We start from the raw sequence: 26,021 nt of genomic DNA, 5'->3' as shown, positions 1-26,021 counted from the left end.
GTTTAGTTGTCGACTTTAGCTGCCTCCAAAAAAAGGCCAAAGCCATTTGTTTGTAGCTGGCAGATTGCCCTTTTTCGCCATTACCTTAAAGCACTTAAGTCATTTAATTAGCAAGACCGGGCTTTACAAAAATAAGCGTGTTTCTGAAATTACCAAATTTTTAATGAATTGATTACTAACCTTTTTTATGAACCGGGAATTTATGCCATTGGTTGCTTTTAATTGGGTTTATTAGTCGGAAAGTTGAAGTCCTCACATAACTCAGACATTCCACACACCTCCTTCACACCAAATCCACAAACAGTGTTTGGCGTGAAGGAGGTGTGAACGTTCTGTATTTTTAATATATTAGCAGGGCAGTTGATACATAACTTATAAAGCTCTTGTATTGGATTTATGCTAAAACCAACCAACCAAACCATATGGATAAAGAAAATCAAGACGGTTCTTTTAAGAGAGAACTAGGACTGTTAGATGGTACCATGCTCGTAGTAGGCTCAATGATTGGGTCGGGTATATTTATTGTAAGTGCTGACATAGCCCGGCAAGTCGGTTCTGCCGGTTGGCTCATTCTCATCTGGGTTGTTACCGCAATAATTACCATTATTGCCGCTGTTAGTTACGGAGAGTTAAGTGCAATGTTCCCAAAAGCCGGTGGGCAATACGTTTATTTAAAGGAAGCTTATAATAAACTGATTGCATTTTTATATGGATGGAGTCTGTTTGCAGTAATACAAACAGGTACTATTGCGGCCGTAGGGGTAGCGTTTTCTAAGTTTGCTGCCTACCTCTATGAACCTTTTAGTGAAAATAATATCCTATGGCAAATTCAAACGGGAGTTAGTGATAAGGGTATTCCTGAGCATTACGCAATCAGTGCAGCTCAGTTGGTATCTATTGTAACCATCGTTTTTCTGACGTTTGTAAATAGCCGTGGTGTTAAGGATAGTAAAATTCTGCAAACTGTTTTAACAATTATAAAGATTCTATCACTTTTTGGCTTAATCATTTTCGGATTTACACTTGCCGCAAAAGCTGAGGTTTGGGATGCAAACTGGTCAAATGCCTGGGAAACACGTTCTTTTAGTTTAGAAACAATGACTTGGGCTCCTATTAGCGGAAGCCTGTTGCTTTCGGGGATTTCTGCAGCGATGGTTGGTTCATTGTTTTCGAGTGATGCCTGGGCAGGGGTTACCTTTATTGCCGGAGAGATTAAAAATCCTCAGCGTAATGTTGGTCTGAGTTTGTTTCTGGGAACTTTAATTGTAAGCATAATTTATATTCTTGCAAATCTGATGTATGTTGCAGTATTACCTCTGGACCAGATTACCACAGCGAAATCTGATAGGGTAGCAGTTGTTGCTGCGCAATATATTTTTGGACAAGCGGGGACTATAATTATTGCTGTAATGATTATGATCTCTACGTTTGCCTGTAATAATGGTTTGATTATGGCGGGTGCAAGGGTATATTACACTATGGCAAAGGATGGGTTGTTCTTTAAAAAGGCGGCCATTTTAAACAAAGCAGATGTACCAGGCTGGGCTTTATGGGTGCAAGGAGCATGGGCGTCTGCGTTGTGTTTGACGGGTAGATACGGAGCTCTTCTGGATTTTGTAGTGATCATTGTTTTAATATTCTATATCCTTACTATCTATGGAATATTCATTTTAAGAAGAAAAATGCCTGATGCAGAGCGTCCATATCGGGCTTTTGGTTATCCGGTTCTGCCAATGTTATATATCATAGTGGCATCAGCACTTAGTGTTGCACTTTTAATCTACAAAACAGATACCTGTGGGTGGGGGGTGTTGATTATGCTGATAGGGATACCGGTTTACTATTTGACTAAAAAAGTTGAAGCAACTGAGTAATAAAAAGCTCACCTCGTCTCCTTTGGTTAACCAAAGGAGACGAGGTGAGCTTTAACATGATGTCATTAGAATGACGACCTTACTTTTTTGGACACTCCCAAAAGATAGTGTTACGAGGCGTATTAATTTACTGGTTTCCTAAACGTGTGGTGAAATCAGAAATAACATTTTGGTATTTTCTCAATACACGATCCCAATCGTGAAACTGTTCATCAGCTTTTACGCTTGTTAAAGGAGCACCAGAAAATTCACTTACAAGTTTAACCTTATAGGTAAGCGGGTCACTTTTAGATAGCTTAATGATTAAACGCGTTCTGATAGTGTTTTGCTGGAAACTTTGAATACTCCATGAAGTTCTTAAATAAGATGTTTCTTTGTCGGCAACTTCTATGGCATCAAAGTAATCCGTTACGATTTGATTAGCGCGTTTCCAAACCTCACCTACATCTTGCTTTTTATTGATTTCAATAGAAAAGTCGATGTTTGCCTGGTCAGTTTTTATTGAAGCTTCTTCTGCATCATCCTTCTTCATGTCAAAAAACTGCTTCTTTGGCGGTTCGGCCATTCCCTTCTTATTGCAGAAAGTTTGCTCATACCTTAAGAACCCGGCTTTTTGGACTTTTACATTTACGCAAGAGTTTTTGGGGACTTTGATTTTTGCATTACCTGTACCTAAAATTTGCCCGTCTACAACAATTTTTGCATCAGATTCTGAAGCTGAAATTTGGACGGTTTGAGCTTTAATTGCAAAAGGTGCAATTAAAAACAGTGAGGCTGTTAATAAAGATTTTAATTTCATAATAAAGTTAATTTGTGAAGATTATCCACCACAAATTAAACCCTATAAAACCCTTAAAAAAATACCCATTAGTGGGTATTTTTTTAAGGGTAAACGTTTCTTATATTTTAATCAACAGCAATTTTTGGTGGTAGAAGTTTATACATCACTGGTGTTACTAGTCTTGATAGTAATGTCGAGCTAATTAAACCACCAATAAGCACCAAGGCAAGTGGAGAATACAATTCACTATATTCGATCACAAGAGGCAGTAATCCGCCAATAGCTGTTAAAGACGTCAAAAGTATGGGTACAAATCTAATTTCCCCGGCTTCAATAATCGCCTCTTCAATACTTTTTCCCTGTGCCCTTAACTGATTTGTAAAATCTACAACCAATAGTGAGTTTTTAACCTCTATCCCTACTAATGCAATAAAACCTATTGTGGCTGTAAAGGAGAGCGTTTCACCTGCAAAGAACAGCATGATCAATCCTCCAACTATTCCAAGTGGAATAACCGACAATACAATCAATATACTTTTAAAGGTTTTGAACTCGAGTATTAACACACCCAGAAAACCAAAAACCGTAACAATAAGGATAAGACCAAGGTTGCCAAAGCTTTCTTCTTTACTTTCTTTCTCACCTGCAACTTTAAAAGAGAACCCTTCGGGGAATTTAAACTTGTTCAATTTATCAGTGATCTCCTGGTCCAGGCGCTGTACATTATAACCTGGTTTAACAAAAGCAGAAATAGTTACGTATCTGTCTTTATCATAGTGTCTGATCTGGTTTGGTGAACTCTCGAAACCAATAGATACCACGTTTTTCAGAGGGATATTTATCCCAGCGGAAGATGGGACATATAGCCTGTCGAACATACTGATATCCTGAATGTCGTTATTTCTCGGAATAGAAATGTTCACATTATAATTATCTGCTTTTCCCGAGTCTTCCCTGTACGTTGCTACATTTAATCCGGCAGATCCCAATCGAACTGTGCGGTCAATATCAGCAGAAGCAACACCCAGTAAAGCCGCCTTTTCTTTATTTATTGTAACCTTAAGATCTGTAGGTTTTACCAGCAAAGGATTGTTAACGTAAATGGTGCCGTCTATTTTACTGATTAATGAGGCAATATCGAATGCTGTTTTGCGCAGGCCATCAAGATCATCGGCATAAATGCGATAGGCAAGGGGAGCATCAACAGGCGGGCCTTGTTCAAAGTCCTTAACCTTAATGTTTGCACCCGGATAACCATTAAGCTCTTTTCTAACCTTTTCAATTACCGCAACTTTTTCGCGGGTTTCCAATCCTTCTACCTGAACAAAGATCTGTGCATAATTTTCGCTTTCATTGTGAGGTATCACATTGTAATAAATCCTTGGATTTCCTTTACCAACATTACTGGAAAATGAACTTATTTCAGGTACTTTTTTCAATATAGATTCCACATATCTTGTTACTTTATTTGTGGTATTTATATTGGTTCCCTCTGGGGTTTCTATATCTATCAGAAACATCGGCTTCTCAGATTTTGGAAACAGGCTGCTTCCTATAACCGGAACTAATCCAAGAGAGGCAATAAAGATTCCTCCAATAACGACAAGTGTAACAACTGGCCTCTTTAGCGCTTTGTTAAGTACCGCTCCATAAGTTGTATGAATTCCTTTTTTCATTGCCCTGAGCAGAAAATTACCCTCCTCACTAGCGTGCGGTTTCAAAATGATACTTGCTAAAAAAGGGACTACTGTTAGTGACACCAACATAGAAGCAAAAATTGTAGTGATTACAGAAAGTGGTAAACTTCTAATAAAATCCCCTGCACCTTCAGGTAAGAAAACAATTGGTAAAAAGGCAAATATAAGCAGTATGGTACAGCCGATAACGGCAATGCCGATTTGAGAAGTGGCCTTTATAGAGGCTTCTATTCTGCTGTAACCCATGCGCAGGTACCGCTCAATATTTTCAACCACTACAATACTATCATCAACCAGAATACCCAGGGCTACAATCATCCCTACAATGCTTAGCTGATTGATGTTGTAACCCATTGCATTCATCAGGGTAAGCCCGATGGCAAGAGATAGCGGAATCGAGATCATAACAACAACTGAGGCCCTCGTGCCCAGAGGGAGTAAGGTGACCAGCACCAAAAGAATTGCGATACCAAAATCTCTGGTAAAATGCGAAAGCCTGACATCAACGCTTTTAGCCTGATCAAAAACTTTTACGAGGTCAATGCCCGGTGGTAAATCCTTTTTAAAAGCCATTAACAATGGTTCAACTTTTTCCTGCACCGAAATAATGTTCTCTCCGTCTTTTAAACTCGCGTTTATAAAACTACTTCTATAGCCGTTTAAGCGGGTAATATGCGTTTCATCTTCATAGCCTAATGAAACATCGGCAATGTCTTTCAGGTAAACAACTTTTCCTTGGGCGCTATAGATTACCGTATTCTTAACCTCGTCTATGCTCGAAAAATTGCCGCTGGTTTTAATATTCAGCTTCCTGTTTCCCATGCTAATGTTACCACCCGGAATGTTAACATTCTCGCTTTGTAATGCCGTAATAACATTGTTCTGAGTGAGTTTTTCATGCGCTATTTTTTGGATGTTAAGCTTTACATTTACCTGATGTTCAGGAACACCGGCGTAGGTAACTCTTTTTAGAGCCTGTATTTTTTCGAGCCTTTCCTTTAGCTCTTTTGAATATTTTTTAAGCGTGGCATTCGAGGTGTTTTCGCTCACTAAAGCAAACTGGTAGATGCTAACATCTGAAGGAATCTGTTTATTGATCCGTATATCTGCGATATCAGGTGGTAATTCACTTCTTAAGCTGTTAATTTCTCTTACTACTTCCTGATACTTATCATCGGGGTTTGAGCTATATTTATAAATGATCTGCATAACTGCAAGACCATCGCTTATGTCTGTGGTTATATGTTTTATATCATCAAGTTCGTGGATCTTTTTTTCCATTGGGTCAACAACCAGCTGCTCCATATCCTTCGGGTTAGTTCCCGGATATACCACGACTACCGTAAATTGGGGAGGATGGGTTTCAGGATCTTCACTTCTTGGCATGGTGAATAAGGAATATATCCCCAGAGCCAGCACTGCTACGAAAACGATCAGTGTGAACTGATAATTTTTTACTGCAAATTCAGGTAATTTCATTTTGAAATAATTTAGCTTATCTGATTATTTTAACTGAAGAACCGTTAGTAAGATAGGCTGATCCTTCTCTTATTATCTGATCGGTGGCTACTATGCCAGAAGAGATAAAGGCCTTGTCACCTTTTAGGTAAGCGACCTTCACCGCTTTTTTTATAGCTCTGTTGTTCACAGAGGTAAATACATAAGCACTGTCGTTTTTGCCTTCCACTAAAGCATCTACCGGAACCGACAAAAGATCTGTTTTGCCAAAAGGATATATTTTTACTTTGGCAAAAAGCCCTGAGATCAATTTGGCATCGGTAGGATTGAGCCTTATTTCAGCCTGGTATAAACCCGAGCCTGCATCACTGCCTTGCGCAAGAGACTTCACTACTCCTGTTAACGTTTGAGGGAAGACATCAAAGTTTAACTCAACTTTCTCATCTCCGCTAATCCTTGATCTGTCTTTATCAGTAATACCACATTTAACTATCCAGTCTTTATTTGAAACACCACCTATGTAAAGTATGGGGGTCCCTCCGGCTACCTGCTCTCCTTCATTTGCCAGTTTTTTAAGAATAACGCCAGTTGTGTTTGCCCTTATGGTTGATTGAACAGCGTTGAACCGAGCTATGTCCAGACTTTTTTTGGCAATTGTCAACGCAGTTTGAGTATTTTCCAATTGCTCTCTGGTACTTACGCTGTCCTTAAACAAATTGGCAGTCCTTTGGGCATCCCGCTTTGCTTTATTAAATCCCTCTTCGGCCTGGTTAAGCTGAGCGTTTACTTCTGTCATGTTTAGCGAGGCAAGTACTTGTCCATTGTTTACATGATCACCTTCTTTAACAAAAATGCGGTTTATGATTCCGCTGGTTTTAAAAGATAGGTTACTCTGTTGTTCTGACGATAGTAAACCAGAAGTTTCCACCGGTTCATTTTCATTAAGGGCATTTGAAGAAATAACCTTTACTGGAATTGAATTGTCGGTTTTTTGTACCGGTTTCGGCTCACTGCAACCAATTATGGCAATGCCAAAAAATATGAAGACTGGGAGTGTATTTATATGTTTCATTTTGTTTTAAATTAACGCTGGTTAAAGAATATAGCTTGCTTTTGCTCTTTCCAATTCGGTTGTTCTGGTTAGCAATGTCAAATAGGCAATACTTTGTTTTAGTTGATCATTTATCAATCTTGTCTGTGCATCCAATAACTCCAGGTAAAGTGCCTGGCCTTCTTTGTAAAGGCGTTGCTCGTCTTTATAATATTGAAGAGATAATGATGATTGGCTAACCGAAGCTTTAAAAGCCTGTAAGGCCGCATTCAATTTATTTTGAGCGGTAATAACCTCAAGTTCCAATTGCTGCGATGCGAGTTCTGTTTGTGTTTCGGTTGACTTTAAATCTAGAAGCGCCTGATGAGTTTTGTTTTTATTTCTGTTGCCGTTAAATATTTGCCATGATAGTGTTACTCCGAAAAGATAATAGGGCGCATCCTTGTTAACTTTTAAAAAATCACCCTGAGCACCTACATCAACAAACGTGGATAGCTTTGGAAGTACAGCAGCTCGGGTTAATTTTACAGAGAGGGTATTTATTTGATTTAAAGATTCGAGCGAAGCAAGTTCTTCTCTTTTTCCGGAATGAGAAGAGGAATCTGGTCCAATAATCGTATTCTCGTTTTCACTAATTTCAATGGTACTGTTGAGCGGCTTATTGAGCAGGAAATTGAAATAAGCTGCAGCGTTCAGAGACTCAGTTTTGGCGTTTTCGAGTTGAGTTTCAATACCTGTAAGTTCATTTTCTGAACGGGCCACCACAGTTCTTATTGCTTTTCCATTTTTAACCATTGATTGATTTATCCGCAGGTTTTCTTTTGCCAATGCAATCCCGTTTTCAAAAATTTTTATGGCCTGCAGCGATTGTTCATATCCATAATAAGCAAGCTTGACCTGCTTTATAAGTTCACGTTTATACAACCTTAACTCTATCTGCTGCATAGTGATCTGCTCTTTTTTGATGCGACTGTTGTAAATAATTTCCGCATTATATAAAGGCAAGGTGGTATGCACTTTGGCATCGTAATAATTGTTAGGATTAAAAGTCTGACTCACATTATCAACCTGTGGAAATTTACCCGAACCTGTTAAGCTGTTTAAGGTACTATATACAGGATTTAGGAGGTCACCAATTGGAATTTCAATTTTGCGTCCACCTCCGGATGTCAGATAGGAGGTGTTCAGTTCCACATCGGGAAGGAATAGTCCTTTTGCTTCTTTTAATGCATAGAGGCTTCGCTGTAAAGCGAAATCTTGTTTTTGTATGCCAAGATTGTTTTTGAGTGCCTCGTCTAAATAACCCTGAAGAGGACTTTGAGAGAAGGCACCAAAGGGGAGCCAGCACCCCAGGATTAATAATAACGATTTTAAGGTTGTTTTTCTATTCATCGCGTATCGTTGTTTATAAAATGAACACTGTTTATTAGAATTGACATTTTTTGATTTGTTACATTGTTTCTGAAAAAAAAATAATCGTTGGTTATTTACTAAACACTGTTTATGTTGAGGTAAATTTTTTTTTACACTTTAAGTGTTTTCAGAAAATAGTCTAATGATTGGGCTAAAAGATTAGGATTTTGTTCACCTTCAATATTTACCGACTGCAGCCGCTCTCTTATAAATAAGGAAATAAGGCCATGCACATAGGACCATATGGACATTGAAACGATAAGGGGATCACCATCAACAATTAGCTTTTTATCCAGGCATTCTGTAACCGTATTAAGCAGGTATTGGAAGCTATTCTCTCCAGCTTCCCACTTGCTATGGCATTTAATTTCACTCAAAGGAGCTCTCATTATAAACATGAGATCATAATAGTCTGGATTTGTCAGCGCAAAATTCAGATATATTTTTCCTAGCTCAGCCAGCCTTTCAAATGGATCAATTATCTGGTTATGGTTTATGAATTCCTTGTTTAACAGGTCGAATCCCTGTTCGTGGATTACGTAGAAGATTTCATCTTTCTCTTTGAAATAAAGATAGATCGTTGCAGGGCTGTATTCAATATCGTCGGCAATATTACGGATAGAAGTTTTTTCATAACCCTGTTCCAAAAAGAGTTTGGTAGCCGATTCAATAATCAACTTTCTCCTATCCAGCTTATCTCTCTCTTTTCTATCTTTTATTGACATAATAAAATTCTAACTGATGCGAATATAATAAACACTGTTCAGTAAATGCAAAAAAGAAAAAAATATTGTTGATAGCGCTGAATTAAACGGGTATCCCCTAAAATAGGAACAGGGATGAGCAATGAAGCTATCCCTGTTTTAAGATGGTTGATCCACCACAGATCAACCTAAACCAAACAAACCACTACTATAACGTATGATATTGTCAAAAAGTTTCTTTATTTGAAAATAAATTTTAAATAATTCCTATTCAATGGGTTATCCCTTGGTTTTAGCGCGCAGAAAATTTATTTTTAGTAAATTTCAGTGCCTAAGGTTTCCTATATTTATAGTTATGTAACCGATAATCATCAAATGACAGAACACAAAGGTTTAAAAAAAACACTCACCCCGTTTATGATCTGGGGACTTGGAGTAGGGTATGTCATTTCGGGTATGTATTTTGGATGGAACCTAGGTCTCGAAAAAGGCGGTACAGGGGGAATGGCTATAGCTACTATAGTGATCATGGTGATGTATGTAACCTTTACATTCAGCTATGCGGAGCTTGCATGTGCCATCCCCAAGGCAGGGGGGGTATTTGATTATGCAAACAAAGCGATGGGCAAAAATATTGGCTTTATTGCCGGTATTGCCCAAATTGTAGAGTTTATACTTGCTCCACCAGCCATTGCATTTGCAATTGGTGCGTATTTCAATGCATTTTTCCCGCAAGTGCCCATACTAACCAGTGCCATAGCCATTTACTTTATGTTTACAGGGCTTAACGTGTATGGTGTAAAGGCAGCGGCATCTTTTGAGGTCATCATTACAGTACTTGCAGTAGGAGAGCTGCTTTTGTTTTCAGGTATTGCATTGCCGAAGTTCGAGGCAGCAAATCTTATCCATAATGCAATGCCCAATGGATGGGGAGGGGTTTTTGCGGCCATTCCTTTTGCCATCTGGTTCTTTTTGGGTATCGAGGGCATCGCCAATGTGGCCGAAGAAACCAAGAACCCGCAGAAAGACATCAGCAAGGGATTTGGATGGGCCATCTTTACACTGGCAATACTGTGCGTACTAATATTTATTGCAGCTACCGGCATCGCCGGATGGGAAGCAATAGTTTATAAAAATGGAATAAGCGGAGAAACATCAGATTCCCCGCTTCCTTTAGCCCTTGCAAAAATAACAGGCAGTAATCATCTTATGTACCATCTGCTAATTACTGTTGGTTTATTCGGACTGGTAGCTTCTTTTCATGGGCTCATACTTGCTGCCGGAAGATCAACATACGAAATGGGCAGAGTACACAACATCCCATCATTTCTGGGCAAAATATCTCCGCGTTTCCATACGCCTGCAAATGCATTGATAGGAAATATGGTAATTGGTATTCTGGCATTGCTTTCCGGTAAAACATCAGAGATCATCATTGTCTCCGTTTTTGGAGCGCTTACGCTGTATATCATTTCCATGATCTCTATCGTAATCCTGAGAAAGCGGGAACCTGATCTGCCAAGACCTTTCCGGGCCCCATTTTATCCGGCATTTCCAGTCATCTCACTCATCATTGCAACAGTTTCCATTATTGCAATGTTCATTTTCAATTTTAAACTTGGACTTATTTATTTCTCCATATTGATAGTAACCTTTTTGCTGTACAGAATCTTTAAACCATCCAATGCATGACAACACAAGAAATATTAGCATATGTAAAACAGCATCCATCAGGAAAAGTAAAGCTCGCCGTTGCCGATATTGATGGCGTTTTAAGAGGTAAGTACATCTCTGCCGAAAAGTTTACTTCTTTAGCAGAAGGAAGATTAGGGTTTTGTGATGTTACTTTTGGGTGGGATATGGGGGATGTAGCTTACGATAATGTGAAATTTACAGGCTGGCATACCGGCTATCCGGATGCACAGGTAAAGCTTGACTTAAGCACGTTCCGAAAAATACCATGGGAAAATGATGTTCCTTTTTTCCTGGGCGACTTTATTGATGATAATGAAAAACCGGGATATACTTGTCCGCGGCAGTTACTGCGCAAGGTATTAGCGGATACAGAACAACGTGGCTTTTCGCCCTATTTCTCTCAGGAATTTGAATGGTTCAATTTTGCAGAAACACCAGAAACAGCACACCAAAAAGGCTATCAAAATCTTACACCCTTAACTCCGGGAATGTTTGGGTACTCCATTTTACGCAGTACTCTGAAAAATGAATACATGACTGATCTTTTTGACCTGCTCAGCAAATTCGGAATACCTATAGAGGGGCTGCATACAGAAACCGGACCGGGGGTTTATGAGGCAGCCATTAAGTATGCACCGATTTTGCAGGCAGCAGATCAGGCGGTGTTGTTTAAAACTGCGGTAAAAGAGATTGCCTATAAGCATGGTGTTATGGCTACTTTTATGGCAAAGATCACTGAGAACCTACCCGGTTGCAGTGGACATGTACATCAAAGTTTGTGGGATAAGGATTCGAAGCATAACCTGTTTTACGACGAAAAGGAACCGCATAAAATGAGTGATCTGATGAAAAGCTATATAGCAGGGCAATTACATTGTTTGCCGCAAATACTGCCAATGATTGCGCCAACTATTAACAGTTATAAACGATTGGTTGAAGGAGCCTGGGCTCCTACTACCTTAACCTGGGGCATCGACAACAGAACGGTTGCCTTAAGGGCACTGCCTTGCAACGCAAAAGCAACACGTCTAGAAACAAGGGTAGTAGGTTCCGATACTAACCCGTATTTGGCCCTGGCGGCTTGTCTGGCTGCGGGTTTGTATGGAGTTAAAAACAAAATGAAACTGAAGAAGGAGGCTACTGAAGGAAATGGTTACAGGGATCTTTCAAACGGAGTATTGCCGGCCAACCTTTATGAAGCTACCCAAAAAATGAAGCAATCGGCAGTGGCAAAAGAACTGTTTGGCGATCACTTTGTTGAGCATTTTACGTTAACAAGAGAGTGGGAATGGAAGCAGTACGCCAAAGCAGTAACAGATTGGGAGCTTAAGCGCTACTTTGAAATTATTTAACATCAGGCATTAATTTGATTAATAGTAACCATACATATGACATTTGATAAAGTATATCAGTATAATTTCCCAACCACCATTCGCTTTGGAGCAGGGGCTATAAAGGAATTGCCAGCCTATTTGCAAAAGAATGGATTAAAGCGGCCAATGATTGTTACAGACCCAACCATAGCTTCATTGCCTTTTTTTAAAGCTATTGTTACCGATCTGCAGATACACAACATTTCTGTAGAAGTATTTAACGACATTCACAAAAACCCTGTAAAAAGTGATGTATACAAAGGGGGTGATGTGTGGGATAATACTTCCAGAGACAGCATTATTGGTATTGGTGGCGGTGCAGCATTGGATGTAGCCAGAGCAATTGTGTTAAGGGTAAATCATCGCGAGGATCTTTTTAAGTACGATGACCTGATTGGTGGTGATGTTTACGTTACCAACGATGTTCCTCATTTTATCACCATCCCAACCACCTCTGGAACCGGAAGTGAAGTAGGCAGAAGTGCTATTATTGCTGATGATGAAACACATCAGAAAAAGATTTTGTTCTCTCCAAAATTAATGGCACAAATTGTATTTGCCGATCCCGCACTTACCATGGATTTACCACCATTTATTACCGCGGCAACAGGTATGGATGCACTTACTCATAATATGGAGGCATTTCTGGCAAAAAATCCACACCCGCTATGCGATGGTATAGCACTGGAGGGTATTTCGTTAATAAAAGATGCACTCGAGAAAGCAACAAACAAACCTGATCTGGAAAGCAGAAGTAAAATGCTGATGGCCTCTATGATGGGTGCAATTGCTTTTCAAAAAGGACTTGGTGTGGTACATTCACTTGCACATCCACTTTCTTCCTTGCTTGATACGCATCATGGCCTGGCCAATGCAGTAAGTATCCCTTACGGAATGGAATTTAATATTGCCGGCTTTGAAGATAAATTCCGCAGGATAGCCAGGACTCTTGAATTAGAAGAAGAAACTGGTGAAGCAGTGGTAAAATACCTTTTTGAACTGAACACTAAAGTAAATATACCTCATCATTTAAGAGACATTGGTGTAAAACCAGAGCATATAGAAACACTCGCAGATTTGGCCCTTGCGGATTTTGCACATCCTAATAATCCTAAACCGGTTAGCCGCGAAGATTTTAAACAACTGTATTTAAAGGCGCTTTAATGATATTCTAATGAAGAAAAAGATTGGAATAAGCTATACCGAAACCAATTTTCAGAACTATTGGAATTGGTTTACCCCACAGGAATTGGGAGATGAAATTGAACTTATGGAGCTTTCTTTTCAAAAAGATAACGTCTACGATTTTCAGTTATGTGATGGCTTTGTTTTAACCGGAGGAATAGACGTAGTACCTGAATTGTATGGTGGTGCCCAGGATTATCCGCATAAGCCGGATATATTTTTACCCGAAAGAGATCAGTTTGAATTACAGATTTATACCTATTCACAAGATCACAAAGTACCTGTTCTGGGAATCTGCCGGGGCATGCAATATGTTAATATCCTTGAGGGTGGGAAAGTATTTGAAGACAATGGTGAACAGGTGAATCAGATCCACAAAAAAGGTGCTGAAGACAAAATCCATGGCGTAAATGTTAAAAAGGAGAGCTTGCTGTATAGCATAACCAGCGTAGAAAAAGGAGAAGTAAACAGTGCCCACCATCAGGGAATTAATCCGGATTATCTTGGTGATAATTTAATGGTTAGTGCCTATTCAGATACTGATGACCGTATCATTGAAGCCCTGGAATTTAAAGATAAAACCGATAAAGCGTTTATGCTAGGAGTACAATGGCATCCTGAAAGGATGAAAGAGAAGGAATCGAATCCACTCTCTCAAAAAGTTAAAGAACAGTTTATAGAAGCAGTAAAAAATCATAAAAGATGAATGTTGTAAATCCGGCTACAGAAGAAATTATTACAATATTAATAGAAAACGACAGAGCGTCGTTAAATAATAAATACAACCTGCTTAAAGCTGCTCAAAAACATTGGGCAAAACAATCATTAAAAGGACGTATTGCTGTTATCCATAGGTTTTACGACTTGTTGGATCTTGAAAAAGAAAAACTTGCCGCAATACTTACTTCCGAGGTAGGCAAGCCCTTACAGCAATCGCACAATGAACTTAACGGGGCCAGAACAAGAATTCAATGGATGATTAGCAATGCAGAGAAATATCTTTCAGATGAGTGGGTTACTGATACCGATGAGCTGAAAGAGAAGATCTCTTATGATCCGCTAGGTGTAGTTTGCAACATATCGGCCTGGAACTATCCTTATCTGGTAGGGGTAAATGTATTTATACCTGCCTTGCTTGCCGGAAATGCGGTAATGTATAAACCTTCGGAATATGCTTCTTTAACAGGATTGGAAATTGAGCGCTTACTTAAAAAAGCTGGTGTACCTGAAAATGTTTTTCAGATCGCTATTGGAGCTAAAGAAACAGGAGAACATTTGTTAGATATGGATTTCGATGGCTATTTCTTTACCGGTTCTTATAAAACAGGAAAACACATTTACGAAAGGGTAGCAAAAAAGATGGTTCCCTGCCATCTGGAGCTCGGCGGTAAAGATCCATTATATGTTGCAGATGATGTAAAAGATATTGTTGCAGTAGCTGCGGGCACTGCCGATGGTGCCTTTTACAACAACGGACAAAGTTGTTGTGCAGTAGAGCGCATCTATGTGCATGAAAATGTATACGACGAATATGTAGTCGCTTTTGTAAAAGAAGTGAAATCCTGGAAGTCAGGCCTACCCACAGAAGATGGGGTTTATATAGGTGCCTTAACCAGAAAAGAACAGATTGGTGTACTGAAGCATCAGGTTGAAGATGCATTAGAAAAGGGAGCCACTTTATTACAGGGCGGTAAACGCAAAGGCAATACTGGGCATTATTTTGAACCTACAGTTTTGACCGATGTAACTAATGATATGAAAGTGATGCAGGAGGAAAGTTTTGGCCCTATCATTGGAATTATGAAAGTGGCAGATGATGATAAAGCATTGGAGATGATGAAGGATACGACCTATGGGCTTACGGCTTCGGTTTATTCTGATAACAGAGATAGGGCAGAACACATTCTTTCGCAAATTGATTCCGGTACCGGATATTGGAATTGTTGCGACAGGGTAAGTGCCGGCGTGCCATGGAGTGGTAGAAAACATTCGGGTATAGGCGCTACCTTATCCCACCAGGGTTTGCGTGCTTTTACCAAGCCTAAAGCCTGGCATTTGAGAAGCTAGTAACACAATAAAAGCAGGCTGTTGTCGCTACAATTGCCTGCTTTGTCTACTCTTTGTTTCATTACATGTATGAATAAGTAGCTTTGTAGTGTGTTATTTGAGGCTAATGAAAATATCTGTTAAATTCCAACACATTGGTATTGCCCTTCATGTATTTGTCTGGGGAATGATCCTGTTATTACCTTATTTTGTTTCCTCTGCAGAACATGATTATAAGATAGGGCCTATACCAGGGCATTTCTTTACCCTTGCGGGTTTTATTCATCTTTTTATATTTTATTTTAATGCCTTTTATCTGATACCCTGGCTACTAAACCGGCAATGGTGGTGGTTATACATTATTGCATCGGCAATTCTTATAATAAGTTCCTTTCAGTTAAAATACCACCTGCTTTTATGGTGGTTCCCCGATGTGCTAAACGACATGTCTGCTTATAAATTTGTCTTTGCACCTTCTATCGGAATATTTATAATTAGCATTGTTTACCGTAAGGTAGTCGATAAGATCATATCCGACAGGAAACAGCAAAAGATCGAAGCAGAACAGCTGTCGACCGAATTAAAGTTTCTCCGCTCTCAGATCAGTCCACATTTCCTGTTCAATGTGCTTACCAACCTTGTATCGCTGGCCAGAAAGAAATCAGATCAAATGGAACCTTCTCTGATCATGCTTTCACAGCTCATGCGTTACATGTTGTACGATACACAAGGCAAAAAGGTAGCGCTGGGCAAAGAAGTTTCTTATCTTAATAACTATATAGCGTTACAGAAACTGCGTTTTGGCAATGATGTTGAAATTAAGTATGAAGTAGATCCTGGCATAGAAAAGGGAGATTATACTATTGAGCCAATGCTGCTCATCCCTTTTGTCGAAAATGCTTTTAAACATGGTGTCGCCCATCAGGGGCAACCTAAAATAAGAATAAGTACATCCGTAAAAAATGATGTGCTGCTATTTGAAGTAGAAAACCAGATTGATGATCAACCCAACTCCAGTAAAGATGAAGACTCAGGCATTGGACTGGCCAATGTTAAATCCCGACTCGATTTACTTTATAAAGGCAAGCACAACTTAAAAATTAAAACGGAAAACAACTTATTCCATATTACCTTAACTTTAATGCTTAAATGATCAAATGTATTGCCATTGATGACGAAAAGTTGGTTCGGGATCTTTTGGAAGATAACATCCGGCAGCTGCCATTTTTAGAGTTGATTAAAACTTGTAAAAATGCGCTTGAAGCGTATGAAGTTTTACAAACCGAACAGGTAGATCTCATTTTTCTGGACATACAAATGCCGGGGTTAAGCGGACTGCAGTTCCTGCAATCTTTACCGCACCCACCAATGGTGATCCTGGTAACAGCCTATGAGCAATATGCGTTGGAAGGGTTCAATCAGCAGGTAGTAGATTATCTGTTAAAGCCCTTCAGTTTCGAACGGTTTTTAAAGGCGTGTAACCGCGCCAATGAGTTATTCCGTTTGCAGAACAATCAGAATGAGGAGGTAAATGAAATTCAGGAGTTCTTTGTAAACGTAGAATACACACTGGTTAAAATTGTAGTTGCAGATATTGAATATATAGAGGGGTTAAAAGATTACATCAAGATTCATTTGTCAACCGCCGATAAGCCCGTGCTTACTCGTATGACCATGAAGGCAATGGGAGAAAAGCTTCCGGCAAATGCCTTTGTAAGAACCCACAAATCCTTTCTTGTGGTTGTGCAAAAGATAACCGCCGTTAAAAGGGATTTTGTCTGTATTGGCAATAAAGAAATTCCAGTGAGTGAGTTTTATAAAGACAATCTCCGGTCTCGTCTACACAATTACTGATGTAGTCTACTCTCCAAAAACGGTATCAATTTTCAATATAAGTTTGCTTGTAAGTTATACAAAACCCGCAGGCAATGAAAACAAATTTCGTAACATACATAACCATAATTTTGTTGGTATTGGCCTCCTCTTTTGCCTTTGGTCAATATCGGATTTCCGGAATGGTAAAAAGTGATAAAGGAAAGGCTATTCCACTTGCAAGTGTTTTATTAAGCCCTTCAAATAAAGGGATTAAAACAGATAGCACAGGTAAATTCAGTATTGAAGGTTTAAAAGGGAAACAGATGCTGTCTGTATCCTCAATAGGTTATAAACTATTCAAAAAAGACATCAACTTAGATTCATCCCTTTATCTGGACATTGTTTTAAAGCCACATACCAGAACGCTTAACGAAGTGACCATTAGCGCAGGTTCTTTTGAGGCAAGTGATAAGGCGAAAGGGGCGTCGCTTACCGCAATGGATGCCTTTACTGTTGCAGGAAGCATGGCTGATTTATCGTTAGCCCTGCGGTCCTTGCCGGGCGCCCAACAAGTCGGCGATCTGGATGGCTTGTTTGTCCGCGGTGGAACAGGCGACGAAACTAGGCAGTTTATAGATGGTACCCTGCTCAAGAATCCGAACTATCCAAAGGTGCCGGGTGTGCAGCAGTATGCCCGCGTTAATCCAATTCTGTTTAAAGGCATACTTTTTAGTACCGGAGGTTATTCAGCATTATATGGCCAGGCAATGAGCAGTGCCCTGATCCTCGAGAGCAATGAGCTCCCAGAAAAATCATCGGCCTATTTTGCTATTTTTCCACCAAGTTCCAATGCGGGTATACAACAGTTATCGCGCAATAAGAAAAGTAGCTATGGCGTTACGTTGCGCTATAGTAATGCAACATTTTATAATTCTATTGTTAAGCAAAAACCCGATTATTTTAGTGGTCCGGAATACATTGAAGGGGATGCAAATTTTAGGATAAAAACAGGGAAAACCGGTATGTTCAAGTTTTATACCAACTGGAACATCAGTGATGTTGGTATGCGTAATGCTGATATTGATAGTGCCACACTCAGATCCAGCTATCAGGTAAAAGGAAAGAGTATCTATAATAACCTTAGTTATAAAGATTATTTAGCAGATAATTGGCAGGTTGATGCAGGTTTAGCCTATAGTTATAATGAAGATCATACCATTAATGGTCTTTTAAACACCAACGGGCAGTCGATAAATCCTGAAGATGATGCATTGAGCCATAAGAATGCCCAACGGCTAATCCGATCTAACTTTGCGCAGGCCAGAATAGTATTTACCAATACACTTTCAAACAACCAGGCAGTGCGTTTCGGAGCAGAGCACTTTTATAACCGGGACAGGGGGTTTTCCAACGACAGTACCTTAGCCATTACCGATCACCTATCGGCAGCTTTTGTTGAAGGCGATATATATCTGGCAAAGAATCTGGCTGCAAAAATTGGAACCCGTATAGAGTACTCTTCTCTGCTAAACAAGGCTGTTATAGCACCGCGTGCAAGTTTGGCATATCGTTTAAAAGAGGGCGGACAATTCAATCTGGCTTATGGCATTTTTTACCAGGAGCCATTGAACGAAATCTTGTACCGGAGTACTGATCTGAAATTTTCAAGGGCAACACATTACGTGCTAAACTATACCAAAAAAGCAAACAACCGTTTCCTCAGAATAGAGGCTTATCGTAAGCAGTACAATGACCTGGTAAAAACAAACCCTGTTATTAATAGTGAAGGAAGCGGATATGCACAGGGTGTAGAATTGTTTTTCAGGGATAAAAAAACGATTAAAAACCTTGATTACTGGGTTACTTATACCTATCTGGATACCAAGCGCAATTACCTCAATTACCCATTTGCTTTGCAACCTGCTTTTGCTACCCCTCATACGGCAACAGTTGCAATTAAAAAGAATTTCCAGGACATCAATACCTATTTGAATGTATCCTATGCAATTGCTACAGGAAGGCCATATTATGATATCAGATATAGTATTGGTGATAATGCATACAAGATCTTTGATCAGGGAAAAACAAAAGCATACAGTGTAATGAATTTACAGATTGCCCATCTTTTTTCAATCTTCAGCAGCTGGAAGCAAAGGCCTGTTTCCGGGTTTAGTATTGGCGTAAATAATATATTGGCCACTAAGCAGGTATTCGGATATAATTATAGTCTGGATGGTACCAATAAAGTACCCATAACACTCCCTGCCACCCGATTTTTCTATGCAGGCATATTCATGAGTTTCGGTATAGATCGCACCAGCGATTTCCTCGACAAAAATCTATAAATATTTTTTAACCATTAAAAATAATTAGTATGAAAAAGTTAATATTAGCTATTCTGGCCCTGGTATCATTCTATTTTACTTCAGCAGCACAGGAACAAGGAAAACCAAATGCATTACAAAATGCGGTAACTAAATTAGATCAGGCAGCTAAAGCCGAAGATTTTGAACTGCTCGAGAAAGAATTTTTACAGATTGCAGCCCAACAGCAAAAAGACTGGCTACAGTATTATTATGCAGCATTTTGCAATGCAAAGGTTGGTTTCATCAATCAGGACGATGGCGAAAGTATAGAGCCATTTAGCAACCGAGGAGAAGAGCAGGTGCAAATGGCCAAGTCACTGCTCGATACTGTACAGCAAAAAAAGGAACTTTCAGAGCTGTATACTGTGCTCAGTATGGTTTACCGCACAAAGGTGTTCATCAACCCAATGACATATGGAAGAAAATACGGAGTTCTTTCTCAGCAGTACCGGGTAAAAGCACAGGAACTCAATCCTGAAAACCCCAGAGCAATCTATGTAAAAGCCTGGGAAATGTATAAGACCCCAAAAATGTGGGGAGGCGATAAAGAGGCTGGCAAGCAGTTGGCAACCAAGAGCCTTGCTTTGCTCCAAAATGAACAATCTGGTATTCAACCACACTGGGGCAAAACAGAGAACCAAGAATTATTAGGCAAAAACAAATAATCATTAACAATTAAAATTTAAGATCATGGGATTCGCAATTATCATGTTCATACGAATACTGTTTGGTGTTTGTATGGTATTTATTATCGGTTATATTTTTGGTGGGTTTTCAAAAAAACCAACCCTTGTTTCACTAACAAAAGTTGCCGCCATACTGGCAATTATATTGTTCATTGCGGCAAATGGATTATTGATGCGTTTTGCATTCAGCAGGCATGCCAATGGTGGTTGGCAGTGTACGGAACATAAAATGAAATTGTCATAGTATTAAGCGATTTTGGCAATTTCAAAATTATCTGGTATAAACTGTTTAGTTTTAATTAATTGAACCAGATAAATCAGTATGCACAATAAACCATCCAATAGAAGAGATTTTATTAAAAAAGCCGGCCTGCTTACGGCTAGTCTGGCAACGGTAGAGTTCCCGGTATGGGGTAAAAGTATATTTGCGTTAGACTATCCTCTTCACAACATACCCGAAAGTAAGGGCTTAAACCCACAATGGGTCAAATCGCTTTACAACAGGGGTGAAGAGACGGCTTATTTTAAAAGTAAAAATGAATTCAAATATATAGGCATGCCTGTGGGTGGCCTTCATGCCGGAACCTTATATATTGGTGGCGATGGGCGACTCTGGTTATGGCAAATCTACAATGAAACATTTGAAGGTGCACAGGAAGGGATAGAACCTAAAACCGTGAACTGGAATGATGGAACAGACGTAAGAAAGATCCGTGCCAGAGACGGCTCGGCTTACATTGAACCGGCCATTGCCAACAATAAACGGGTATTAGAACAGGGTTTTGCCGTAAAAGCCGTTGTGAATGGCAAAACCTTTATTAAAGAATTAAGTGAAGAGCATTGGGATGAGATCGAATTTAAACCGGCCTATCCAATAGCTACCATAAAATACAGCAGTAAAGACTTCCCTGTTGCAGTATACCTTAAGGTGTATTCGCCATTTATTCCATTAGATGCACAGAATTCAGCCTTGCCTGCAACCATTTTACGAATAGAAATAAAGAATACCACCAACAGTAATATAAAGGTTTCAGTACTGGGGTGGATGGAAAACGGAGTTAATAAGTTAAGCGGGAAGCTAAATACCGGAAAAAGGAAAAATGAGGTTGTAACTTCTGAAAACTTTAGCAGCATCTACTCTTCGTTTGAAACTGCCAGTAATGATTTAAAAAATGCACAAGACAGTGGAACCATGTGTTTTACCCTACATAAAGCAAAAGGCAAAACACATGCTGCTATTGAGCCCTGGCCGGTTACGGGCAAGCATTTTAATGCTGCGGTTACCAGTTCAGCATCTGCAGATGCCCCTGCTAAACTGGTAGGTGGAATTGAAGTTGCTGCAGACCTTAATCCGGGAAAATCAATTAATGCCGATTATTCAATCAGCTGGCATTTCAACAATGCAAATGTTAACCTCAAGAAAATAGTTAAGGATGCAGAACAGGGGTTCCATTACGCCACCAGATTTAAGGATGCCAGTGCAGTGAGCGCTTACTTGCAATCAAATTTTGAAAAGCTAACAAGCACAACGGAGTTGTGGAGTACAACATGGAATGACGCTACGCTTCCACACTGGTTCCTGGAGCGTACCTTTATTAATATTGATACACTGGCAACAGCAAATACTTATCGTTTTGCTGACGGTCGTTTCTGGAGCTGGGAAGGCGTGGGTGCCTGTGCAGGAACCTGTACGCACGTATGGCAATATGCACAAGCGGTTGCCAGAATATTTCCTGAACTGGAGCGCGACCTTAGACAGCGTGTAGATTTAGGTGTTGGATTTAAGGAAGATAGTGGCGCCATCATATTCCGTGCAGAGAATGAAAGCAGGCCGGCCATTGACGGACAAGCAGGTACCATACTTAGGTTTTACCGTGAGCATCAAATGAGTGGAGACGATACTTTTTTGCAAACCAATTGGCCCAAAATCAAAAAGGCAACCCAGTTCATGCTGGACCAGGATAAGAATGGCGACGGTATGACGGATACACCAATGGAGAACACTCTGGATGCGGTATGGGAAGGTGAAATTGCATGGATTGTAGGCCTTTGCATTGCTGCGGCAAGAGCGGGTCAGGCCATGGCGGAGGAAATGAACGACACTGCATTTGCCCAAACCTGCCAAACCTATGTAACCAATGGTCGCAAGAACATGGAACAGAAACTGTTTAATGGCGAATACTTTATTCATCGGCCAGATAAGGTTCAGGGGCGTAAAAATCTGGGCTCTTATAATACCTGCCATATTGATCAGGTATACGGTCAAAGCTGGGCATTTCAGGTAGGACTACCAAGGGTGTTGAGTAAAGATAAAGCCATTGCTGCCCTAAAAGCGTTATGGAAATATAACTTTACTGCCGATGTTGGTCCATACATTAAAACCCACGTGGGTGGCAGGCCATATGCTTTGCCAGGAGAGGGGGGAATGGTAATGAACACCAATCCGCATAACGAACCGAAACCATTTGGAGAGAATGTAACCTGGCAACTTGGGTACTTTCACGAATGTATGAGTGGATTTGAACATCAGGTTGCAGCGCACCTGATGGCCGAAGGAATGGTTGAAGAAAGTCTGATCCTTACCCGATTTATTCATGATAGGTATCACGCAGCCAAAAGAAATCCATTTAATGAGATTGAGTGCAGCGATCATTATGCCAGAGCTATGGCAAGCTATGGAACCTTTATTAATGCATGTGGTTTTGAGTACCATGGCCCCAAAGGTTATATCAAATTCGCGCCGGTCTGGAATGCAGAAAATTTTAAAGCTCCCTTTACTTCAGCTAATGGATGGGGCAGTTATACACAGAAAAAAACGGGTGCTAAACAGTTGCACACCATAAATTTAAAATATGGCGAGTTGGAGTTACAGGAATTGGCATTTAATAAAATAGGTTCAGGCAGTGTAAAGTCGGTTTCAGTAATGCTTGACACTCAAAATATTACTGTTCAATTAAAACAGAATGGTGCCGAATTGCGTATTACTAGTAACAAGAAGATCAGTGTTAAAACAAATGAGCATTTAAATATTACCTTTTCGTAAACATATATAGCATGAGAAAATTAGTTGATATGCTAAAAAAAATGCTGGCAGTTTTAGTGTTTATTACCTCAGTAACCTTGTTTGGTTGCCAGGAACCTGCAAGCAAAACAAATCGAGATGCTCTGGATAAAGATCAGAACTGGAAAGAACAGCTTAACCAGAAATTGCCTTTGCTGGGCCACAGGAATTGGATTCTTGTTGTAGATAAGGCATTCCCAGAGCAAAATGCTCCGGGAATGGAATACATTTATGTTAATGAAGGGCTGTTGCCTGTGTTAAAGCAGGTACTTACGCAAATCAATTTGTCTGGCCATGTTAAACCAATTATCTATCAGGATAAGGAGTTAGTTTTTATTACAGAAAATCAGGCCAAAGGTGTTAATCAGTTTGTACAGGAATCAAAAACGATCTTTGGCGATCAAACTGTTCAAACGATGCTTCACGATTCAGTATTCAGGAAATTGGATACGGAATCGAAACTGTTCAAAGTTCTGGTCATTAAAACAAATGAGACCATTCCTTATACTTCGGTCTTTTTACAGTTGGATTGTGCGTACTGGAATGCTGATAAAGAAAAGCGGTTGCGGGATGCATTAAATACTCAATAGCTATCTTTATAGTTATGAATTGTAATTTCGATAAAATAAAGTCGGCAATTGCTGGGTTTGTAACACTTACTGATGAAAAGTGGATTGCCTTTTCTTCCGGTTTACTTTTAAAAACATTCAAAAAGGGCGATTATCTGATCAGGGAGGGACAGACCGAAAATTATATCTATTTTTTGAATGCAGGTGCAACCCGAAATTACTTTTTGAAAGATGGCCGGGATTATACAGTAGATTTCCAATTCGAAGGCGATTTTGTAACTGCTTATCTTTCTTTAATTAGCAGAGAACCAAGCCCTATTTTTATTGAGCTTTTAGAAGACGCTGAAGTAGTTGCTATTCCTTATAGACACTTACAGGAATTCTATAAAAAAGATCATGAAGGAGAAAGAGTTGGCCGCCTAATGGCTGAATTTCAATACGTAAAACGCTTGCGAAAGGAAATGGACCTCCTTGCTTTTACTGCTGAAGAGCGATACGCATTACTTTTAAGTAGAAATCCTGGGTTGATACAGAATATTTCTGTTAAACATTTGTCGTCCTATTTAGGGATTCAGCCCGAAAGCCTTAGCCGGATCCGTAAGCTTCAAGTGCGAAACTAACATATGTCATTTTTTCCGTACCTATCATTCTGCAACTTTGTTGAACATTAAGACAAAGAACAATGAAGCCCTTATTTATATTATTAACAACTTTTTTATTGTATTCGATTATCTCGAGGCTTATAACAGGAAACTGGAACTTGACATTCGGGGGCAATCTGGCAATGCTGGTCATGCTCTGCTTCACTGCAATAGGGCATTTCATTTATGCAAAAGGAATGGCGCTAATGATACCACCCGTAATTCCATTTAAAGATTCCATTGTTTTTTTAACCGGAATTATGGAACTTGTTTTGGGAATAGCCCTGTTGTTCCCGGCAGTTAGGCCTTATGCAGGGTACTTCCTAATCATTTTCTTCGTACTTCTTTTGCCTGCAAACATATATGCTTCAATGCATAACATAAACTATGAAACAGCAAAGTTTGATGGGAAAGGTATGTCTTATTTGTGGCAACGCATTCCGCTTCAGTTGTTTTTTATAGGTTGGCTGTGGTACTTTTCTGCCAAATAACCAGGTCCTACTTCTTATCCTAGATCAATTAACAGCCTGTTTATTTGGTATAACTTTGTACTAAACTATTAAAAAGGAGAACCAAAAATGAAAAAGTTAATTGAAAAAATCGTGATTAATTCTGATCGCCCGCATATGGTTGGCGATGGGTTCAGGGTATTTAACTATATACCTGGTGCTGGCATTTCGCAGGAAAGAATAAGTCCGTTTTTACTATTGGACTTTAACCCTGAGTATGACTTTGGACCTTCAGATCACCTTAGGGGTGTTGGTGTTCACCCACATAAAGGTTTCGAGACCGTAACCATTGCCTATAACGGAAGTGTAGCACATCATGATAGCACCGGAAGTAGCGGAATAATCAATGCTGGTGACGTACAATGGATGACTGCCGGTAACGGAATCTTGCATAAAGAATATCATGAAGAGGCTTTCTCTAAAAAAGGGGGACCTTTTGAAATGGTCCAGTTATGGGTTAATCTTCCTAAAAAGGACAAATCAACAGCTCCGCATTATCAGGAGTTGACCAAAGATGGCATGGGTAAGGTGCGGCTTGCAGACAATGGTGGAGAGGTGAATGTAATTGCCGGAAGCTTTAATGGTGTTGCAGGTCCTGCTGAAACGTACAGTCCGGTAAATCTATTTGATATCAAATTGAATGAAGGTGCCGAAACTACCACTAGTATTCCCGCCGGCCACAATACCGCTTTATTAGTTGTAAATGGAAGTGTTCAGGTGAACGACGAAATAGTTGGAAAACATAGTTTTGTTTTATTTGAAAACAAAGGCGAAGATATTCACATTAAAGCAAATCAGCAAAGTGTTGTTTTGTTGTTAAGTGGGGAGCCTTTGAATGAACCTATTGTAAGCTACGGACCATTTGTAATGAATACTGAAGCTGAAATCAGAGAAGCGATTGCTGATTTCAATATGGGGAAATTTGGCGTATTGGAGGATTAGAAATAAATTCGAGATGACGGCGTGCGATAGCACGCCGTCATTGCTATTTTCTACAATTCAAAGGAGTTTTTGAACACTTCATTACTTATTTTGTCCGTTTCGTCAGTTTTTTTGGGGTGATGGTATACTAATACGATAATTTTGCGGTTAATTAC

21 protein-coding genes are annotated in these 26,021 nt (G+C 39.6%); 16 read left to right on the top strand and 5 right to left on the bottom strand.

The features are described 5' to 3' along the window. The first annotated feature begins 422 nt into the window (after window positions 1–422). Window positions 423–1,874: an APC family permease gene (locus AC6CH7_RS20665; protein WP_498264529.1), complete on the top strand. Its 1,452-nt coding sequence runs from the start codon at window positions 423–425 to the stop codon at window positions 1,872–1,874. 127 nt (window positions 1,875–2,001) lie between these two features. On the opposite strand, the gene AC6CH7_RS20660 is transcribed toward AC6CH7_RS20665, so the two are convergent. From AC6CH7_RS20660 to AC6CH7_RS20640, 5 genes are all read right to left on the bottom strand, one after another. Continuing rightward, entirely contained in the window at window positions 2,002–2,673 is a 672-nt protein-coding gene (locus AC6CH7_RS20660; RefSeq protein WP_498264528.1) for a hypothetical protein, read from the bottom strand. Window positions 2,674–2,780: 107 nt separating this feature from the next. Beyond that, window positions 2,781–5,831 (bottom strand): efflux RND transporter permease subunit, encoded by a 3,051-nt coding sequence (locus AC6CH7_RS20655; protein ID WP_498264527.1) that lies wholly within the window; start codon window positions 5,829–5,831, stop codon window positions 2,781–2,783. Window positions 5,832–5,847: 16 nt separating this feature from the next. Continuing rightward, on the bottom strand, window positions 5,848–6,882 hold the full coding sequence (locus tag AC6CH7_RS20650) for an efflux RND transporter periplasmic adaptor subunit (RefSeq protein ID WP_498264526.1): 1,035 nt from the start codon (window positions 6,880–6,882) through the stop codon (window positions 5,848–5,850). Between the two features lie 21 nt (window positions 6,883–6,903). Then, entirely contained in the window at window positions 6,904–8,253 is a 1,350-nt protein-coding gene (locus tag AC6CH7_RS20645; RefSeq protein ID WP_498264525.1) for a TolC family protein, read from the bottom strand. A 131-nt stretch (window positions 8,254–8,384) separates the two neighbouring features. Further along, a complete protein-coding gene (locus AC6CH7_RS20640; RefSeq protein ID WP_498264524.1) occupies window positions 8,385–8,999 on the bottom strand; it encodes a TetR/AcrR family transcriptional regulator in 615 nt (204 codons plus the stop codon). Window positions 9,000–9,353: 354 nt separating this feature from the next. Here AC6CH7_RS20640 and eat point away from each other — a divergent pair, with 354 nt between their 5' ends. The 15 genes from eat to AC6CH7_RS20565 all read left to right on the top strand — a co-directional run bounded on the left by eat (window position 9,354) and on the right by AC6CH7_RS20565 (window position 25,866). Beyond that, window positions 9,354–10,670, top strand: coding sequence for an ethanolamine permease (gene eat, locus AC6CH7_RS20635; protein WP_498264523.1), 1,317 nt, complete (start codon window positions 9,354–9,356; stop codon window positions 10,668–10,670). Then, window positions 10,667–12,025: a glutamine synthetase family protein gene (locus tag AC6CH7_RS20630; protein WP_498264522.1), complete on the top strand. Its 1,359-nt coding sequence runs from the start codon at window positions 10,667–10,669 to the stop codon at window positions 12,023–12,025. The genes eat and AC6CH7_RS20630 overlap by 4 nt, the downstream gene beginning before the upstream one ends. 36 nt (window positions 12,026–12,061) lie before the next feature. Next, window positions 12,062–13,210: an iron-containing alcohol dehydrogenase gene (locus AC6CH7_RS20625; RefSeq protein WP_498264521.1), complete on the top strand. Its 1,149-nt coding sequence runs from the start codon at window positions 12,062–12,064 to the stop codon at window positions 13,208–13,210. Between the two features lie 10 nt (window positions 13,211–13,220). Next, window positions 13,221–13,937: a gamma-glutamyl-gamma-aminobutyrate hydrolase family protein gene (locus AC6CH7_RS20620; protein WP_498264520.1), complete on the top strand. Its 717-nt coding sequence runs from the start codon at window positions 13,221–13,223 to the stop codon at window positions 13,935–13,937. Continuing rightward, window positions 13,934–15,298 (top strand): aldehyde dehydrogenase family protein, encoded by a 1,365-nt coding sequence (locus AC6CH7_RS20615; protein ID WP_498264519.1) that lies wholly within the window; start codon window positions 13,934–13,936, stop codon window positions 15,296–15,298. The genes AC6CH7_RS20620 and AC6CH7_RS20615 overlap by 4 nt, the downstream gene beginning before the upstream one ends. A 106-nt stretch (window positions 15,299–15,404) precedes the next feature. Continuing rightward, on the top strand, window positions 15,405–16,430 hold the full coding sequence (locus AC6CH7_RS20610) for a sensor histidine kinase (protein WP_498264518.1): 1,026 nt from the start codon (window positions 15,405–15,407) through the stop codon (window positions 16,428–16,430). After that, a complete protein-coding gene (locus AC6CH7_RS20605) occupies window positions 16,427–17,131 on the top strand; it encodes a LytR/AlgR family response regulator transcription factor (protein WP_498264517.1) in 705 nt (234 codons plus the stop codon). Before AC6CH7_RS20610 ends, AC6CH7_RS20605 begins: the two co-directional genes overlap by 4 nt. Window positions 17,132–17,205: 74 nt before the next feature. Continuing rightward, the gene (locus tag AC6CH7_RS20600) at window positions 17,206–19,437 is read left to right on the top strand and encodes a TonB-dependent receptor (RefSeq protein WP_498264516.1); all 2,232 of its coding nucleotides are present in this window, start codon (window positions 17,206–17,208) and stop codon (window positions 19,435–19,437) included. A 29-nt stretch (window positions 19,438–19,466) separates the two neighbouring features. Beyond that, the gene (locus tag AC6CH7_RS20595; protein ID WP_498264515.1) at window positions 19,467–20,123 is read left to right on the top strand and encodes a hypothetical protein; all 657 of its coding nucleotides are present in this window, start codon (window positions 19,467–19,469) and stop codon (window positions 20,121–20,123) included. Window positions 20,124–20,148: 25 nt separating this feature from the next. Next, entirely contained in the window at window positions 20,149–20,388 is a 240-nt protein-coding gene (locus AC6CH7_RS20590; protein ID WP_498264514.1) for a hypothetical protein, read from the top strand. Between the two features lie 78 nt (window positions 20,389–20,466). Next, window positions 20,467–23,187: a GH116 family glycosyl hydrolase gene (locus AC6CH7_RS20585; RefSeq protein WP_498264513.1), complete on the top strand. Its 2,721-nt coding sequence runs from the start codon at window positions 20,467–20,469 to the stop codon at window positions 23,185–23,187. Window positions 23,188–23,198: 11 nt separating this feature from the next. Further along, complete coding sequence (locus tag AC6CH7_RS20580; RefSeq protein WP_498264512.1) at window positions 23,199–23,795, top strand: RbsD/FucU domain-containing protein; 597 nt, start codon at window positions 23,199–23,201, stop codon at window positions 23,793–23,795. Window positions 23,796–23,809: 14 nt separating this feature from the next. Continuing rightward, entirely contained in the window at window positions 23,810–24,394 is a 585-nt protein-coding gene (locus tag AC6CH7_RS20575; protein WP_498264511.1) for a Crp/Fnr family transcriptional regulator, read from the top strand. Between the two features lie 62 nt (window positions 24,395–24,456). Further along, the gene (locus tag AC6CH7_RS20570) at window positions 24,457–24,906 is read left to right on the top strand and encodes a DoxX family protein (RefSeq protein WP_498264510.1); all 450 of its coding nucleotides are present in this window, start codon (window positions 24,457–24,459) and stop codon (window positions 24,904–24,906) included. A gap of 87 nt (window positions 24,907–24,993) precedes the next feature. Beyond that, window positions 24,994–25,866, top strand: coding sequence for a pirin family protein (locus tag AC6CH7_RS20565; protein ID WP_498264509.1), 873 nt, complete (start codon window positions 24,994–24,996; stop codon window positions 25,864–25,866). Window positions 25,867–26,021: the final 155 nt, after the last annotated feature.

The sequence above is a fragment of the Pedobacter sp. GQ55 genome (assembly GCF_059758925.1).
This window is presented reverse-complemented; position numbering and strand designations above follow the sequence as displayed.

Bases quoted from the DNA above. Each gene is read 5' to 3' on its own strand.
- AC6CH7_RS20645 (WP_498264525.1), bottom strand. From the start codon at position 8,253: ATGAATAGAAAAACAACCTTAAAATCGTTATTATTAATCCTGGGGTGC.
- AC6CH7_RS20590 (WP_498264514.1), top strand. From the start codon at position 20,149: ATGGGATTCGCAATTATCATGTTCATACGAATACTGTTTGGTGTTTGT.
- AC6CH7_RS20655 (WP_498264527.1), bottom strand. From the start codon at position 5,831: ATGAAATTACCTGAATTTGCAGTAAAAAATTATCAGTTCACACTGATC.
- eat (WP_498264523.1), top strand. From the start codon at position 9,354: ATGACAGAACACAAAGGTTTAAAAAAAACACTCACCCCGTTTATGATC.
- AC6CH7_RS20625 (WP_498264521.1), top strand. From the start codon at position 12,062: ATGACATTTGATAAAGTATATCAGTATAATTTCCCAACCACCATTCGC.
- AC6CH7_RS20600 (WP_498264516.1), top strand. From the start codon at position 17,206: ATGAAAACAAATTTCGTAACATACATAACCATAATTTTGTTGGTATTG.
- AC6CH7_RS20570 (WP_498264510.1), top strand. From the start codon at position 24,457: ATGAAGCCCTTATTTATATTATTAACAACTTTTTTATTGTATTCGATT.
- AC6CH7_RS20620 (WP_498264520.1), top strand. From the start codon at position 13,221: ATGAAGAAAAAGATTGGAATAAGCTATACCGAAACCAATTTTCAGAAC.
- AC6CH7_RS20660 (WP_498264528.1), bottom strand. From the start codon at position 2,673: ATGAAATTAAAATCTTTATTAACAGCCTCACTGTTTTTAATTGCACCT.
- AC6CH7_RS20615 (WP_498264519.1), top strand. From the start codon at position 13,934: ATGAATGTTGTAAATCCGGCTACAGAAGAAATTATTACAATATTAATA.
- AC6CH7_RS20595 (WP_498264515.1), top strand. From the start codon at position 19,467: ATGAAAAAGTTAATATTAGCTATTCTGGCCCTGGTATCATTCTATTTT.
- AC6CH7_RS20580 (WP_498264512.1), top strand. From the start codon at position 23,199: ATGAGAAAATTAGTTGATATGCTAAAAAAAATGCTGGCAGTTTTAGTG.
- AC6CH7_RS20605 (WP_498264517.1), top strand. From the start codon at position 16,427: ATGATCAAATGTATTGCCATTGATGACGAAAAGTTGGTTCGGGATCTT.
- AC6CH7_RS20640 (WP_498264524.1), bottom strand. From the start codon at position 8,999: ATGTCAATAAAAGATAGAAAAGAGAGAGATAAGCTGGATAGGAGAAAG.
- AC6CH7_RS20630 (WP_498264522.1), top strand. From the start codon at position 10,667: ATGACAACACAAGAAATATTAGCATATGTAAAACAGCATCCATCAGGA.
- AC6CH7_RS20665 (WP_498264529.1), top strand. From the start codon at position 423: ATGGATAAAGAAAATCAAGACGGTTCTTTTAAGAGAGAACTAGGACTG.
- AC6CH7_RS20575 (WP_498264511.1), top strand. From the start codon at position 23,810: ATGAATTGTAATTTCGATAAAATAAAGTCGGCAATTGCTGGGTTTGTA.
- AC6CH7_RS20610 (WP_498264518.1), top strand. From the start codon at position 15,405: ATGAAAATATCTGTTAAATTCCAACACATTGGTATTGCCCTTCATGTA.
- AC6CH7_RS20650 (WP_498264526.1), bottom strand. From the start codon at position 6,882: ATGAAACATATAAATACACTCCCAGTCTTCATATTTTTTGGCATTGCC.
- AC6CH7_RS20565 (WP_498264509.1), top strand. From the start codon at position 24,994: ATGAAAAAGTTAATTGAAAAAATCGTGATTAATTCTGATCGCCCGCAT.
- AC6CH7_RS20585 (WP_498264513.1), top strand. From the start codon at position 20,467: ATGCACAATAAACCATCCAATAGAAGAGATTTTATTAAAAAAGCCGGC.